The organism is Nocardia sp. CA-136227, assembly GCF_050955695.1.
Taxonomy (GTDB): Bacteria; Actinomycetota; Actinomycetes; order Mycobacteriales; family Mycobacteriaceae; genus Nocardia.
Genome location: NZ_CP192081.1, coordinates 1,027,844 through 1,043,307, shown reverse-complemented (window position 1 = coordinate 1,043,307; position 15,464 = coordinate 1,027,844). Strand labels below are relative to the sequence as shown.

Below are 15,464 nucleotides of genomic sequence, written 5' to 3'. Positions count from 1 at the left end.
CCAGTTAGCTTGGCGTATGACTACCATAGGCCACTCCGGCCAGACAAGAACATTTCGGTTTCGGCGATCGATCAGCCGCGCTCGTCCTTGATCACCTGGATCACAGCCGCGACGTAGCTATTGATGACCGAGAGGAATCTGGCTTTGTCCACAGCGAGTGCCCGCGCCGGATTGTCGACGATCACGTAGCGGCCGTCATCCACGAGATCCCGGAACTGCACCTGGTGGCGGGTGATCCCGCGCGGCCCGAATACCGAACTCCCCTGGACGATGTGGATTTCACCGGCGTTCGAGGCTGTGGCCTCGAGGAATTCTCGGGCTCTGGATACCGCGGTGTCCGGCGCCGCAGCAATGGCCGACCGGCCGAAGTCGTGATCGATGTTCTGCTCGTCGGTGACCAGCCCGATGTCTCCCCGCCCGCCCCGGTCACCGGTAGGCATTGCCTCGACAACGGCATCGGCAAGTCGCAGCGGATCACATTCGGCCACCGTATAGCCGCCCCGACGCCAATATGTTGCGCCCGGTAGTTGGCTGATCACATAGCCTTTCGGGCCCTTGCGGGCCGCATGGACGCGCACCATCGACTCGGTGCCCCACCGATCCTGGTCGTCCCACCCGTATCCGGTCAGGAAGAGATCCGGATTCGTCAGTGCGTCGAACACCGTCGAGAAGTCACCACCGAGCTTGTGGCTCAGACTTTCTCGCGCCCCCCGCATTTCCAGGTCGAACTCGTCCGCAGTCCTCGTCACCGACGTGAACATGAAGGGCTCAGGCGGCTCGACACCTACCCGATCCATCCAGAGCACATAGAACTCGGCCTCCGTGAACCGCCACTGCACCGTCATTTCTCGGCCACCGGGGTGACCGCTGCCGGCGCCTCACCCAGGACTGCCTCGAGATTGTCCAGGTTGGTGAGGAACTGCGGACGCTTGTGTTCCTTGCCCTGCCCCTGCGCACCTGCCGCCCCCATCGGCGAACCACCCATCCCGCCGGACGACCCGGTGGACGAGGACGAACTCGTCGCGGCGAGTCCCGCACGCGATGTCGTGGCCACTTCCTTATCCGCCTCGGTCGTAGATGTCGGATTGGCCGAACGCGGAGCCAGCTGAGTCTTCGGCGTCTGGGGCGAGCCTGTGCCGGTAGGCGTGCCCGACGGGCTGCCTCCGGTCGGAGATCCGGACGGGGTGTTGGTGTTCGGTAGCAGGCCGAGATTCTGCAACTGTTGCGTCAGCTGATTCTGCAGGTCCTCGCTCGGCTTGGTGGTCTGGGTCGTCTGCGTGGTCTGCAGACCAGTCTGAATCGCCGACGCGACCTTCTCCACCCCTTGTTCCACCGCTGTGATCCCGGCTTGCAACACCGTGCTCGCCTGCGTGATCAGCGTTTGCAGGGTGGTATCGGTGGTAGTGCTCGGGTTCTTGTCCGTTGGCGTGGTGGGCGTGGTCGGAGTCGTCGGCTGGGTCGGGCTGTTGTCCAGGTTCGGCACCTGTGTCTGCGGAGTGCCGCTGGGGTCCCCGGTCGGATTGCCGCTGGGGTTTCCAGACGGATTCGGGTTCGGCCCCGGTTGCACCTGCTGCGGCTGGACGGTGATCGCGTCGTTGGGGTTCCCGAGCATGGGTACGGCGGCGCTGGAATCCTTGACGCCCTCGACATACCAGTTGTCCCAGGCCTGCCGCATCTTCGTCATCGCCTCGTCGACATCACGCTTCGAAATGTGCGTGGTGACAGCGCCGCCGCGGGTGGCGGTGGTTACCGTGGTCTGGGAAATGCTGTGATAGGGCAGGAAGTTCTGCAGCTTCTTCAACCAGCCCTGCGCGAAAGCCAGGTTCAGGGCCATCAGATCCATACCGTCGGTGAGGGTTTTCACGCTCTTGAGGTAGTTGGTGATTCCCTGTTGCGCCAGCTTCGCTCCGTCTGAAGCCCAGACCTCGTTCATCTTCGACGTATTGCCTTGATAGCCGGTCAGATACTTGTCGTTGGCGTTCTGGAACGTGGTCATCTGGGCCTTCAGGTACGCGCTCGCCGTGTTCCACGACTGTGCGTAAGCCTCGAGCTTCCCGAGAACCCCTGAATCGTTGATGTATTGCCAATGATTATGGAAGTCGTCCCATTCGTATTGGGCGCCGGGCTCCCCGGTGATTCCCTTCGGATCCAGCTCCACCCCGCTGGCTTTCCCCGAGAGCGCCGATTGCTTGTCAGTCCCTGCCAGCAGATTGCCGTAGTCATCCGAAGAAGTACCGGACCACGTGTACTTGTTCCCTCGACCCGATTGACCCCATCCCGGCATGCTGACCGAATCGACGTGCACCGACGAGACAGCCAACCCCGGCTGCCCCGGCTTCGGCACCATCGACTCGAACTTCACGCGGGCGTCATCACCGGAAAAGGCCGTGGCCGAGGCTTGATCGGTGTCAACGTACAACCGCGCCGCGCCCACGAAAGACTCACCGATCTTGGTGAGCACCTCCTGATGTTCCTTCAGGGTCGTCTCGACCAGCTTCTTCGCGGCCTCGTTGAACTTCTTCGCGAGCTCGTCGCCCGAATGCCGCTGATTCAGCGCGCCCAGATCGGCCTGTGGGGCTTTGCCGATGGCGGCATTCACCATCGCGAGCATCGCCGCGGCCTGATCCGCCATCGTCTGCGCGGCTTCACGGTTGAACAGGACGCCCTTCTTGCTCTCGCCATTGAGTCCGGTGAAGTCGTCGTCGGCCATCGCTCTCCCCTCCCAGGTGGACGTGATCGCAGCCTAACCGGTTGCGTGGAGCCCGATCCAGCCGAGCCGTTCACCAGCGCCGTGGGTAGGCTGCCTGCGAGGCTCGATATTCGACTGCGGGGGCAATCGTGATCCGCGGTAGTGCTGAGGGGGATTCATGGCCATTGCCATTGTCATCGGAGTGATCGTCGTCGTGGCGCTGGTGGCGCTGAATATCTCCGGCAACGCCCGCGACCGGGAAAGACAAGAGGCAATGGCAGCCGCGATGGGCGGCGCGGTCGGCTGGCCCGCACCCCAGTGGCGTGAGCAGCACGCGGGAATCGGACTGTGCCCGTACCCGTCGAAGGCCAAGTACAAAGCGCCCATCCACGGCCGGGCGGCCGGCGCTCCGTACACCACCTTTCTGGTCGAACACGAGACCATGTTCCAGAACATGATCACCACCTGGCGCCACACCGCCGTCGTCATCGAAGGCGTCGACCGCTCGGTGGACAGGCTGGACCTGCTCTCCACCCAAGGAGAGTGGCTCCTCGAGTTCAACAAGAAGTCGGTCGAACACCGCCGATTCTCCAGCGGCAGTGAAGAATTCGACCGCTGGTATCTCGGCCTGACCCCCAACCACCCCGACCATGCCCGCCAACTCCTGACCCGCCCGGTCATGGCCGCGGCCTACTCCATCGTCCAGATCGCACCCACCGCCCGCATCCGGGTCAACGAGGGCGCGGTCATCTGCTGGATCCGAGGCGTCCACGATCGAGACTCCGCCGCGTACCTCGAAGTCATGCGACTGACCTTCGAGTTCGCCACCGCAATCAATCAGGCTGCGGCACAGATGAATATGGGAAATCAGAGCCACGGCTGACGCTCCCCAGTTTGGCCTGCAGCCACAGGGCGCATGTTCTTCGCTCCGAGGAAAGTACTCGAAGTCCAGGGCGTACGCGTCGGGCGTGAGGCGTGGAACAAAGTCCGGCTCACCGTCGTAGTCGAACGCCACCCGGCAATCTCCGCCGCGATCGATCACTACTCGCGCAGTGAACCAGGTACCGACCTCGGGAACGAACATCGCCGACCTGAGGTCCGAAAGTTGCTCCATGACGGCGAACGATGCAGAGATGCGGGCGACCAGCCCCTCTGACGGAACGGATTCCAGGCGATCACCATCAATCTGGATCGTGGCGCGATACTCATACCTGAGTTGAGTCCAGCCGTCTGGCGCCGAATCCATCAGCATGCTGCCGACGGCCTGAATCGCCGCCCAGTCGAGCGGATCACGCTGGCTGACCCTGAAGCAAAATCCATGTCAGGAGCGAGGTTTCGGCGCGAGCACTCGAACAGCTCCACCTCGTGTATTGATCCAGTCTTCCAACTGCGGGCCTCCGAGCGCGTACTCTTCATCACCCGCGGTGATAGTAATAGGCCCGAAAACAGTCCCACACAGGCCTTCGAATACGGTTGTCTCGTCTACCCTTACCTTGAAGGTATTCTCCTCAACTGTCGCGTTGGAGAGATCCGCTCCACGGAAATTGACGTGCAACAGAGAAGAACCCATCAGGGCAGCGCCGCGAAGCGAGGCTCCCGTGGCGTCAACACCATACAGTGAGGCACCGACCAGATTGGCGCCGTCGAGTATGGCGTTCCGGAGGATCGCGTCGTCAAGGTTCACCCGCACCAGGGAAGCGTGCGTCAGATCCGCCCCACTGAAGTCGGCTCCCTCCGCATCGGATCGATACAGTTCGGCATTGACCAGCTTGGCATTGGTTAATATGGCTCCACCGAGCCAGGATTCGGTGAAGTTGCCTCCAGACAGGTCAGAGTCGCTGAGATCGAGCCCGCCGGCATCAAGCCCACCCACTTTACGTTCGAGCAGCCAGTCGCGCAGCCGCGCCGATGCCTCTACGCTGCTCGGAAACCTGCGGGGGACCCAGTCGTCATGGGTACCAGATGACATTATCGTCCCATCCGTGTGTTTGTACTAACAGCAAGATATCGTCGATTGCGACCTGGTTGGCATTGCGTAGGTCGATGATAACGGTTCGGTCCTTCTCCTCAATCTGCTCACGGAGCTTATCGACCCATCGACTGTTCTTCGCTGGGTCATATGCACCCTTGAACGGTTTCGACTTGTCGCGCACGTTGTTGAACGGTGGCCAGTCCGAGTGAACACCCTTGATGTCGTAATACCTCTCGGCGCTGGGCGAGTAGAACTCGCCACGATCAGCCTGGGCCGGTCGCTGAATATCCTGCGGTAGACGCCCCTGTTCTCGCAGATCAAGTCCCACACGCGCTTCGTCCTTGGACGGTTCGGAAATACCACCATTCTTGTCCGGGTCCCGCTGGAGGTGATCGAATTCCACGGGATGGGCAGCCTCCACCTGGTCGAGGTGTTGCCAATGCTGTGCCCGCTCTCCGTCCGTGAACTCTGGACGTGGGCCAGAAGGAACCGCACCTGACGGAGCCTGGCCACCTTTGTCTGCCGCGGGCACGGCCGCCGCGCCGATGCCATCTTCGGGCGGATCTGGTTTGCGGTCGACAGCAGCTTCCGGGCTCGATTCTCGAACCGGTGTGGACGACACCTGCTGGTGGTTGGCCGTGTGGGGCGTATGCGGCGTGACGGCTTCGTTTGCCTTAGGGAGCAGTGTTTGGTGGTGCTGCTCGAAGTACCGGGCGAGTGCGGGATCGTATTCCTTGAGGAGGCGCCAGGGAGTCACGCTCTCGCGGGGGTCCATGAGGCCCACTCTGTCCAGGATCTCGACGAACTTCTCACGGAGCGCGGGTAGTTCGGCTGCGCGCGTCGGCTCGAAATGCGCCTTTGCGATTTCACCGGCGGCAGCGCGCATCTCCTCGAAACGGGAGGCCAGGTGGGGCGTCAGTGTTGACGGTCGCTCCAAGGCCGGGTCGAAATGAGCACTGGGCGAGCGTTGTTCGGGATCGGCGACGCGAGCGGGTGCAGCGGAATCCTCGCCGGTTAGGTGTTCTCGCCCTGCTCCCGCTTGATCCGGGCGATCTCCGACTCGCCCCACGCCTGCCAGATCTTCGACTGGTCCTCGGTGGCCGGGGGGCGTCCCTTCTTCTCCAGTTCGGCTGTGTGCCGGCGGATGATCTCCGCCCGTTCCTGGTCTTCCGGCGACAGGGGCTTGCGGCGCGCCATCACTTTCCGAGCGATGCGGTCGATTTCCTCCTGGCTCATGGCTGGCCCTTCCTAGGTCCTGGAGTTCGACGACGAACTTCGTGTTGCCGTAGCGATCGGTGATTGGGTACTGGTCCTTGACCAGGAATTCGTTGCCCGGCGGGAAGACGACTTCGTTCTGCTGGCCCGACGCCCACGAGATATCTTTCCCGAAGCGGGAGTCGATGATCAGCTCGACATTGCCGCCGGGCATCGATCCTTCCTTGTCCGAGGAGGCGAAGCCCCGGTCGGGTTGGATATTGCCCTGCTGGTACGCGTCAAGGAAATGCTCCAACTCACGCGGCTCGATGTACAGAGACCGGTAGACGACACCCTCGTGGTCGGGGAGCTTGTTGTAGCCGGAGATCAGCGTGCGGATCTCTACGTCCTGGTCGTGCAGAGCTTGGGCGTTGCCGTTGCGGGTCGCGTCGTTGACCTGCTCGTTGAGGTTCATGCCCTGGTTGCGACGGATCGCGTGCAGCTCGGCATCGGTGAGACGGGAGATCTCGGGATGGTTGGCGGCGTGATCGTCGCGGATAGCCTGGACCTCGCCATAGCCATTCCGGTGCTTGGCTGCGTATTCGTGTGAGGCCGTGGGATCTTCGTAACGCGGGTTCGCGTAATACGGCTTGTCCTCGACAGGGAGTTTCGTGTGGGCGGGCTCTGCGCCATCGGGGACATGCTCCGGGCTCGTGTGCTCGGGAGTGCCCGGATGTGACTGCGGTTGGCCGACACGGGATTCCGGCCGTGAACCTCCAGGATTCTCGCGGGGAGTCGATTCGAGCGGGCGCACCGGATTGCCGTGCGAGTCGAAGACAATCGCGTGGGTGGATTTGACGTTGGTGTGGTCCGGTGGGAACGAGTGCGGCCCGCCGGGGACGGCGTTGTCGTGGACTACGAGGCGGCCGCCGTCGTTGGTGATGGTGTAGGCGTGGGCACCGACGCCGTTGGCGTCTGTGGGGCCGTGGAATTCGTCCACGACGAGGGCGGTGGCGCCGTCGCCGAGGCGGTGGAGTTGGTCGGCTATGGAACCCAGGGTTTCGTGGCGGTCGAGGTGGGCGCCGGCCGCGTGCTCGAGTTCCGCGGCGGTCATGCCGTGGTCGGCGATCGTCGGGTCGTCGGGGACGTGGATGTTGGGGTTGCCGGTCAGTTCCTGGACCTGGCGGAGGGCTTGGGGGCCGCAGTCGTTGGTTTGGGTGTGGGTGCGTTCGGGGGCGGTGGGAGGTGGGTCCAGGGTTCGGTTGGAATGAACCAGATCGTCATAGCCGTAGGGGTGTTCACCCTGGTGGCTCTCGGTTTCGGGGGCGCGGAAGCGGGCCGGGTCGTGGGGGCTGGAGCCCAGGGTGCGCTGCCGGGCATTGAGGTCTTCGTGGCCGGGACGGGAGTACTCCGGTAGGAGGTGCGGGGTTTGGCCGGACGCGATGCGGGAGAAGTTGTGCAGGGATTCGCTCGGGACGGAGCGTCCCTCGTCCATGTGGTTGTAGTAGCCGGTGTGTGTCGAGATATCACTCAACGTGTGTGCGCCGCCGGGGAATTGGGCGGCGATGCGGCGGGCTCCGAAGGCTTCGATGGCGGGGTCCATGCCCAGACCCATGCCGAGTTTCGGTGCGACACGGCCGATTTCGCCGATCGTGTTCGCGCCGATCCAGGTCACCGGGTCGCGAGAGGAGCTGGCGACGAAGACATTGTGCGCGCCGATACCGAAGTCCGCGGCGTGCCCGACAGGGCCGGCACCGGGTGAACCCAGCAGGGTGATCGTGGAGATGTCGCCGTGCAGGCGGCCGCCCGCGCCGGCGAAGCTGGTGGTCGTGGAACCGTAGCTGTGACCGAACAGGTGAACATCCGGGGTGGGGTGACCGCCGGGTAGTTCCGCGCCCAGTCGGCGAGTTTGACTGAAGGAGGCTACATCTCGGGCCAGTAGCTCGCCGCCTCGTTGCGCCAGGCGGGCATCGGTCATCTCGCGGACGATCTTCGGGAATCCGCTCGGAGCGTCATAGCCGATCCACGCGATGGAGGCGACCATGTCGGGTTCCTGGGTGCGCTGCGTCGTCTCCCACATGTGGTTGAAGGCGTTCTTCAGATTGCCTTCGAGACTGCGCACTGTGGTCGTGATGCCGGGGACGTGGAAGGAGACCGACGACGCCTTCGACGTGTCGCCGAAGGCGACGACCGCCCGACCCTCACCGTTGAATTCCTTCGAGTCGTACGACAACACGTGCACCGGCGGTTCTTCGCCGCCGAACTTGTCGGCGTACTTCGCCGCGAGATCGTGTGCTTCCTCCAGCGCCTTGCGCGTGGATTCGAGGTTCTTCCACTGCTGGAAGTTCTCCGGATCGGTGAACCGGCTCGTCCACTTCTCGATGCGCGGATTCTGCTCGTGCAGCGCGTTCAGGTCCCGGGTGATGGCCAGTCGGTTGGCCTCGTCCTTCACGTGCGGGGGCAGACCGTCGGCATTACCGATCTCGTGTGGATGGGCCTTGATCATCGCGTGCTGCTGCTCGGGCGTCAGGCCGTGCCACCACTCGTGATTCTCGGTCGCCCGGTTGTGCGCGCCCGCGATATCGGTTTCCGGCGGATGCAGCAGATGCTCGGGCGAACCGTCGGGGTGTAGTTGTTGCAGGGCTTCGCGCGCGTGCGCGTGCTCGGCCTCGGAGATCGGCGAATCCTCTGGCAGCACAGGGCGTTCCGCGGTGGCATCGCCGACATGACGAGTGCTCGGCTCGCCGACGGGATGATCACCGGACCTCGGCGAATCGGGGCCGCTGGTGCGCCGTGGGCCATGCTGTTCCGGCGACCCCGCAGGGTGCTCGGGTCGTGCACCGATACGGGATTCGGGCCCGGTACCCGCACCGACGAGTTCGCGGCTCTCGGGGCGTGCGGGCGACTCGACCGCGCGGGCTGGTTCCGCGAGATCCGCACGACCAGCCGGTACTTCCAGGCCGGTAGCCCGGGCCGTCATCGGCGTCGGCTGGCTCCCCGCGTCACGGATCGCCGCGGGAGTTGCTCGCGGTTCGGCGGGTGGAGTGTGAGTACCCGGCGCGTCGGCGCGGCCGGAAGCCGGTGTTTCCGCACGCGGCGCCACCGTGGTCTCCGGACGGGAAACCACCGGTGTCTCTGTCCGGGGAGCCGCTGCGGGAACCTGCTTGGGTTCGCCCGACGGCGGTGTGTGCGCCGGGTTGGAGTGCTGTGGACTCTCGACCGGACGAGCGTCTACAACCGGACCGTGTTGGACCGGAACCTGCGCGACCTGATCCGCCTTGAGTGCACCAGCGAGGGACTCCTTGGGTGTCCCGGGATCGATGGGGCGTGGCTGTGGATCCGCGGGCCTGCCTTGCGGATGTTCACCCGGAGTCGTTCCGCCCGTATTCTTCTCATGCGACGGAGCGGCCTCGTGTGGCGAATTCTCGGTGAGCGCAGCGTCTTTGATCGCCGAAGGATGAACTTGTTTGTCGGTGACCGCCAACGGCGATCCATCGGCCTTCGGGCTGGTGACTCCGAGCTTGTCCGGGCTCCCCTTCCACGGTGACTTGCCGTCATGAGCCACGCCGGGCAAGGTGCCGCCCGCGATGCCCGCGGTCACGACCCGCGGATCGAAATGCCAGTTGTGCGTGACGCCGCCACTCACGGCCCAACCCGCGAGCCCGGCCACACCGCCGGCGATTCCGCCGCCGAGCAGATTGGAGGCCTTCTCCGCGGTGATCTTCTTGATGGGCGCTTTGGCGATCTGGTTGACCATCGCCTGCGGAAGCCATCTACCGATGGGAGCCGCGACCAGCCCGCCGGCCGCACCGCCACCGGCCGAGAGCAGCAACTGCTGCGTATTGATCTCGCTCCGTCGACCGAATTCGTGCTGATAGGCCTGAATTCCGCCATCCTGCAAGGCACCCAACGCACCGCCGATGATCGTCTGCCGCAAGGCGAAACGCATCAGCGAGATCTCGGTGGCCTTGAGCCCCTCCTTGCCGAGGAAATTGATGGCCCGCCGTGTCAGAATGCGCACCGCGATCCGCCCGATACCGATCGCCGCGCCCTCCGCCATCGGCGCGGTCGGAGGGAACAGCCAGGCCGCGGCGATATCGGCGGCCAGGGTGATCAGCGTCGTATAGAACATGAGCTTCGTGTATTCGAGCTCGGTTCCGGTGTTCTCCGCAGTGCCGGCGATGGTCTCGAACCATTCCGCGAGTTTGTCGATCGACTGGTCGCCGACGCGCATGGTCCGCAATTGCTCGATGATCTTGTCGCCACCGTCGCCGGTCGGATACGCCCTGCGGACCGCCGCGATGGCCTCGTCGATGTCGGCGTCGATCGAGCGCAGATCCTTGGCGCTGGACTTCCAGTCGTCGGCGATTCCCCACATGGAATCCTCGTTGCCGTCCGGCCATTTCATGCCGACCAGCCACCCGAGCGTCCCCGCGAGCGGCGGCTCCCAGATCATCGCCGACCACCTGCGATGAGAATCACTCGCCCGGTAGTGGTTTCAACCAGACACCCCCGTGACGCCACGACCGCCCCCGAATACGCGCTGACCTGCTCTGCTGATGCGCTGTCCGGCAGCGCCTTTCACGCCGTGACAGCTCACGATCTCGCGCCACGCTGCCACAGAACGCGCCGAGGATCAACTGGGCGGCGCCCCGCCGCTATTGATCGGCTATGGTCGGCGGCAAGATTGCGGCCGGACCGACGCGGAAGGGATGTCGCCGTGCGAACACTGTGGTTCATTCCTCAGGGCGTGCGCCGGATCGGTCCCGAGGAGTACACCGGGTATCGGGGCGGGGTCGCCTCGACGCTGACGCCGATCAGCAAACGCCAGGCCGCCGCGGTGATCGCGCAGGGTGTGCATCGCGCCCGGGAGCTGGTCTCGCTGCTCGAGGGGCTGGGATTCGAGCCCGAGCTCGACGGGTCGGAAACCTGGGACAAGGCCGGCCTCGTCGGGGAGGGATTCAACCGCGTCGACAAGGGCTTCAACGGGCGGATTCACCAGATCAGCGCCCGATTCTCCGGCCCGCCGAGCGAATTCGACGACCTGGTACGGCGATTCGCGGCCATGCCGTCGACCGTGGTGACCCGGACGCGAGAGGATTCGTCGGCCAAGACCCGAGACCTGGAGGTTCTGCTCGGCGATCGATACGGGCACAGCGCCCGCATCGACGTGCAGCAGCGCAAGGACTCCGGGCTGATCTCGGCGCGGTTGCAGGTGACCAGTCGCGCCTTCTTCTACCGCTGGGACAAGCGCGACGCGGTGTGGAGCATCCTGGCGCGCGGGCGGGGCGAGAACCTGGAGGAGCAGCAGGCCCGGGAGATCGAGCGCCTCGGTTTCCGGCGGCGTCGGCCCTGGCCGGTCCATGACGCTCCCCCCGGCGGGCTGCTGGAATCGGAGGCCACCGACCGGATCCGGCTGTACCTGATCGGCGCGGGCGTCGACACCGACGCCATGTCCTTCGCGCCACAGCGCACCGAAGGCGGCTGGGATGTCGCCATCACCGGCGGGCCGACCGCGGCATTGGACGCGTTGCACATCACCGACGACGGTCACATCGGTCCCCGCGAACACTGAGCTACCCTCGGCCGGGGCCGACACGAGCACCTCGAATGTGTAAGGTCGCACAGGTATCCGACCGGGTGGAACGTGCGGCGGTCGAGGAGGGGAGCTCGAGACGTGGACAGGCCTCAGGCGGGGAATCCGGACGACGAATTCATGCGGTCGTTCATGGCCGGATTCGCGCAGGCGAATGAGGAATCCGACATCGGGTTCAGCGTCGTGTCACACCCGGGACCGGAGTCCATTCCCGACGAGGGCCAGATCGTCGAGCAAGCGCGGGAATTGACCCACCGCATCGCTCGTGAACTCGCGACCGCGGCGCCGGAAGGCTGGGAGCGCGTCGACGCCACCTTCGCGTGGACCGTGACCGCCAAGACCTGGAGCGTGGTGTACTCCGCCGGGGACCAGGCGTTTCGAGCCGAGCCGTCGGAGACCGTCCTGCTGCTCGTGCAGGAACAGCGCGAGATCGCGGCCGCGATGAGCGAAGGCCCGTGGTGGCGGATGCGAATCAGCCTCAATACCGCGGGCCAGGTACAGACCGACTACGACTACGGCGACGAGCCGTTCCCGGACGACCAGCTGTTTCCGGCCGAGGCGTACCTGGCGGACCTGCGGGAGTATCCCCGCAAACGACTACCCGTCTGGCTGGCGGCGTATGTGAGTCACGGCGAGCGGCTGCTGCGATCGCCGCGGGTCGCGGCCCAGCAAGCACGATCCGACCGTGCCAAGGAGATCCGCGGGCAGGCGACGACCGAAGTCTTCCCACCGCTGCCGGTGATGTGGTCCAACTGGACCGCCCTCGCGGCGGCGTTCGTCGCCCTCGACGCTCCACACGGTCCGCGGATACTGCCCGCATTGGCCTGGTTCGAAGGCCCGAACCGCAGCGGGAGCACGCTGTACACGCTGCCCGGCGATCGGGCCGTCATCTCGGGCGGGGTGCTCAACGCGCCCGAGCTCGATGCCGTCTACAACGATGGCGCTCCCCTGCCGAATCTGTATGCGGGCGCACCGGATTGGGTCACCGACGCGGTGCTGAATCCGCGGGCCGCGACCGGGCAGTTGACCTTCTGCTACTGGTGGGAGGACGGGCAGTGGTTCCGCGGCGAATCGCCGCTCGGCCCCGGGGTGGCTGCCGCGGTGCCCGGGATCTGGACGACCGGCTCGACCGTCGACACGGTCGTGCAGGTGATGAACTCGGCAGGTAAGACGATCACCGATGCCACGAAATCCGCTGTCGCGAACCTGGTTTCGGCGGCCCAGGCCGGTGTGGTGACCTACGAGACGGTGGCCGCGGTCTTCGATCCCGCCGAGCACGACGTGGATTCGGCGCTGAACCAGTTCACGCTGGCGGGGTTGCGGACCTTCGTCACCGCGCCTCCGCTGAGCCGGATCGACGCCATCGAACAGGTCCGCCGATTCATCCTCGCGCGCGGGACCGACACCAGCGGATACCCCCTCGACCAGCTGACCGCCGAGCGAATCGACAACGGCTGGATGGTTTTCGTGCCCACCCGGCCCGGCGAGATCATGATCGGCCGCGCCATCTACTACATGGCCGACGACGGGGTGATCGAGGCATCGTCGTCCTCGGTGCCGCCGACCGTGTACATCGCGGGCTTCGCGCAGCGTTTCCAGGAACGGATGCGGCAGCGCGGCTGAATATCGCGTTGGCATCGATGCCGATGCCCAATTAGTGTCGGCGCCAGGGTTGTACGGGGAGGAGTAGTACCAGATGACGGACAAAGTCGAGGTCGATCCGGAGCTGTTGCGGCAGGCGGCCGTCAAGACCGACCACGTCAACAAGCGACTACGCACCGTGGTGGACAGCCTCATGGCTTCCCTCGGCGGCAAGGGCGAACCGTGGGGCAACGACACCTACGGTGAGCAATTCGCGGGCGCCGAGAACGGCTCCGGCTACAAGGCGGCCCGCAAGACGCTGAAGGAGCTCTCCGAGACCCTGGCCAAGAACGCCGGAGACAACTCCGACGGCCAGACCAAGTCCGGCAAGCAGCTCGGCGGCACCGACGAGAACAGCGCCGGCGCGTTCAAGTAATCATGGCGAACGAGAGCGCGAAAGCCGAACTGGCGTCGATGATCGACGAGTTCCAGCAGCAAATGCGGGTCCTCGGCGACATGCAACAGAAGCGTGCCCAACTCATGGCCACCGGCTACGCGCTGCAGAAACGCGTCACCGTAGTCGTGAACGCCGACGGCACCGTCATCGAAACCCGCCTGGACCCCGACCTCGAAGACCTCCCACTCCTCGAGCTCGCCAAAGCCATCACCGAAGCCGCCCAAGCCGCTGCCACCGAACTGGCCCGCAAGAGCTCCGAACTCCTGAGCCCGATCCAAGAGCGCCGCGGCCGCATGCCCAAGATGTCCGACCTCATCGAAGGCATGCCCGACCTCACCGAACGCATCCCCGAACCCATCCCCGCCTCCACCGCTCCCCCGAATTCGCCTGAGCGGCAAGAGAACAACCAGCCGCTGATGACGTTCACCGACGTCGAGGAACTGGATGACATCACACCCGGAAGGATTCGCGCGGACGACTGGTGAAGCCCTACCTGACTCCGAGGTCGATGCATCGAGCTGCCATGGCTGATCACCACCCCGGTGATGGGGTTCACTAACAGGCAGACCCCGGTCCCCGGTGTTCTCGCTGCCTGGTTCGCCTCGTCTGTCCAACTGCCCAGCGAATGCACGATGGGCCATGCCGAGCCACCTTTCAGCATCGCAAACAACGTGCACCTCACCGCCGCCGAACTGCCCGGTCGGGCACCCGCGGCCCCTACCGAACTACACGTCCAAGCAGTTGGAGGACGGTTGAGCATGCCGGATAACAAGGACCGCGCGGAGCTGTCTCCGAATCGGATTCGCGATGCGCTGATCGATCAGGCCAGGAGTGTCGGCTTGCACGACAGGGCCGACGCTCTGTCCGCGTTGCCGGATATGCTTCCGCCGCTGTCGACCATGCCGCTGATTGTCGATACCGACGTCGGAGGTGACCCGGATGATGCCATCGCCCTAACCGTCGCCGCCGGGCGGCAGGAGTTGGCGCTGGTCATCACCAGCGACGAACACGGTGGAAGGCGTGCCCGACTCGCGCGACATCTGCTGGATCTGCTCGGTCGATCCGATGTCCCAGTGGTCGCGGGCATCGACCTCGGCAATGAGAAGTACTGGGCGGCAGAAGGTCTCGTTCCGCACGACGTGCCGAATCAGAGCAAAGACGTACTCGCCGCTGTCCGGCAGGTCCTGGCGACGAACGACGGCAAGGTGCGATGGCTCGGCATCGGACCCATGTCGAACCTGTCGACAGTGGTCGCCGAGATTCCGGACGCCACAGGACGACTCATCGTCACACAGATGGGCGGTGGCCTGAACTACAGGCATGCCGATCGTGCCGAGCACAATATTCGACTCGATGTGGCTGCGGCGCGAAAGGTGTTGCACGCCGGGTTGCGGACATGGATCGTGCCCTCGGAGGTCACCTTCCATCCGGCCAATGAAATAACCTCCGGCTCACCCGAATACGAGTTGCTCGCCGAGTCCGGCCCTGCGGGCCGACTGATCCGTTCACATTTGGATCAGTGGTTCGCGAACTTCTACCCGGGCACCATGCAGCACGATGCTTTGACACTGGCGCAGGCGGTGGGGCGCTCCTTCCTACGAACCAGTCGCGTGGGCGTGGAACTCGATGAGATCGGAAGAATGACGCCCGGCGATTGCCAGGTCTCCCTTACTCGTACCGTCGACTACACGGTCTTCCGATCGTGGCTGATGCAGCGTCTTGCCGAAGTCCTGGCCCACAGCTGACCATCACATATCCGAGAGGCTGCCCGTGCTCTGGCTCCGAGAATCCCCGTCGTACTTCCGGTTCCGCAATGCCACCATCCGATTGGAAGAGCCCGCCTTCGATCGGGTGATCGGCCGGAAGCTGAACATCGACACGGGCGCGGCGTTGCGCCGGAGAACTTTCGACATGTGGGAAGAAGAATTCGCCCGCCGTGCCGCAGGCGAACCACCCTCGTTCCGCTATTCGGGCG

10 protein-coding genes are annotated in these 15,464 nt (G+C 64.8%); 6 read left to right on the top strand and 4 right to left on the bottom strand.

Annotation, left to right across the window (positions count from 1 at the left end; genetic code table 11):
* Positions 1 to 71 precede the first annotated feature (71 nt).
* Positions 72 to 845: an ESX secretion-associated protein EspG gene (locus ACQP06_RS04655; protein ID WP_433670699.1), complete on the bottom strand. Its 774-nt coding sequence runs from the start codon at positions 843 to 845 to the stop codon at positions 72 to 74.
* The gene (locus tag ACQP06_RS04650) at positions 842 to 2,710 is read right to left on the bottom strand and encodes a hypothetical protein (RefSeq protein WP_433670697.1); all 1,869 of its coding nucleotides are present in this window, start codon (positions 2,708 to 2,710) and stop codon (positions 842 to 844) included. The genes ACQP06_RS04655 and ACQP06_RS04650 overlap by 4 nt, the downstream gene beginning before the upstream one ends.
* 157 nt (positions 2,711 to 2,867) lie before the next feature.
* Between ACQP06_RS04650 and ACQP06_RS04645 the strand changes: the two genes are divergently transcribed.
* Entirely contained in the window at positions 2,868 to 3,572 is a 705-nt protein-coding gene (locus tag ACQP06_RS04645; protein ID WP_433670696.1) for a hypothetical protein, read from the top strand.
* Between the two features lie 438 nt (positions 3,573 to 4,010).
* Here ACQP06_RS04645 and ACQP06_RS04640 read toward each other — a convergent pair whose 3' ends face one another.
* Both ACQP06_RS04640 and ACQP06_RS04635 read right to left on the bottom strand, forming a co-directional pair.
* Positions 4,011 to 4,658 carry a pentapeptide repeat-containing protein gene (locus ACQP06_RS04640; RefSeq protein ID WP_433670694.1) on the bottom strand — a complete coding sequence of 216 codons (648 nt, stop codon included), beginning with the start codon at positions 4,656 to 4,658 and terminating at the stop codon, positions 4,011 to 4,013.
* Complete coding sequence (locus ACQP06_RS04635) at positions 4,639 to 10,311, bottom strand: alpha/beta hydrolase (RefSeq protein WP_433670693.1); 5,673 nt, start codon at positions 10,309 to 10,311, stop codon at positions 4,639 to 4,641. The genes ACQP06_RS04640 and ACQP06_RS04635 overlap by 20 nt, the downstream gene beginning before the upstream one ends.
* A gap of 264 nt (positions 10,312 to 10,575) precedes the next feature.
* Between ACQP06_RS04635 and ACQP06_RS04630 the strand changes: the two genes are divergently transcribed.
* From ACQP06_RS04630 to ACQP06_RS04610, 5 genes are all read left to right on the top strand, one after another.
* Positions 10,576 to 11,430, top strand: a complete 855-nt coding sequence (locus ACQP06_RS04630; RefSeq protein WP_433670691.1) for a hypothetical protein — start codon at positions 10,576 to 10,578, stop codon at positions 11,428 to 11,430.
* Positions 11,431 to 11,532: 102 nt separating this feature from the next.
* Positions 11,533 to 13,074 carry a hypothetical protein gene (locus ACQP06_RS04625; protein ID WP_433670689.1) on the top strand — a complete coding sequence of 514 codons (1,542 nt, stop codon included), beginning with the start codon at positions 11,533 to 11,535 and terminating at the stop codon, positions 13,072 to 13,074.
* A 73-nt stretch (positions 13,075 to 13,147) separates the two neighbouring features.
* Positions 13,148 to 13,468: a hypothetical protein gene (locus ACQP06_RS04620; RefSeq protein WP_357089028.1), complete on the top strand. Its 321-nt coding sequence runs from the start codon at positions 13,148 to 13,150 to the stop codon at positions 13,466 to 13,468.
* A gap of 2 nt (positions 13,469 to 13,470) precedes the next feature.
* Positions 13,471 to 13,974: a YbaB/EbfC family nucleoid-associated protein gene (locus ACQP06_RS04615; protein ID WP_433670687.1), complete on the top strand. Its 504-nt coding sequence runs from the start codon at positions 13,471 to 13,473 to the stop codon at positions 13,972 to 13,974.
* 273 nt (positions 13,975 to 14,247) lie between these two features.
* Positions 14,248 to 15,234: a nucleoside hydrolase gene (locus ACQP06_RS04610; RefSeq protein WP_433670685.1), complete on the top strand. Its 987-nt coding sequence runs from the start codon at positions 14,248 to 14,250 to the stop codon at positions 15,232 to 15,234.
* Positions 15,235 to 15,464: the final 230 nt, after the last annotated feature.

Coding starts and splice junctions, on each gene's coding strand:
- ACQP06_RS04655 (WP_433670699.1), bottom strand. CDS start 845: ATGACGGTGCAGTGGCGGTTCACGGAGGCCGAGTTCTATGTGCTCTGG.
- ACQP06_RS04650 (WP_433670697.1), bottom strand. CDS start 2,710: ATGGCCGACGACGACTTCACCGGACTCAATGGCGAGAGCAAGAAGGGC.
- ACQP06_RS04645 (WP_433670696.1), top strand. CDS start 2,868: ATGGCCATTGCCATTGTCATCGGAGTGATCGTCGTCGTGGCGCTGGTG.
- ACQP06_RS04640 (WP_433670694.1), bottom strand. CDS start 4,658: ATGTCATCTGGTACCCATGACGACTGGGTCCCCCGCAGGTTTCCGAGC.
- ACQP06_RS04635 (WP_433670693.1), bottom strand. CDS start 10,311: ATGATCTGGGAGCCGCCGCTCGCGGGGACGCTCGGGTGGCTGGTCGGC.
- ACQP06_RS04620 (WP_357089028.1), top strand. CDS start 13,148: ATGACGGACAAAGTCGAGGTCGATCCGGAGCTGTTGCGGCAGGCGGCC.
- ACQP06_RS04615 (WP_433670687.1), top strand. CDS start 13,471: ATGGCGAACGAGAGCGCGAAAGCCGAACTGGCGTCGATGATCGACGAG.
- ACQP06_RS04610 (WP_433670685.1), top strand. CDS start 14,248: ATGCCGGATAACAAGGACCGCGCGGAGCTGTCTCCGAATCGGATTCGC.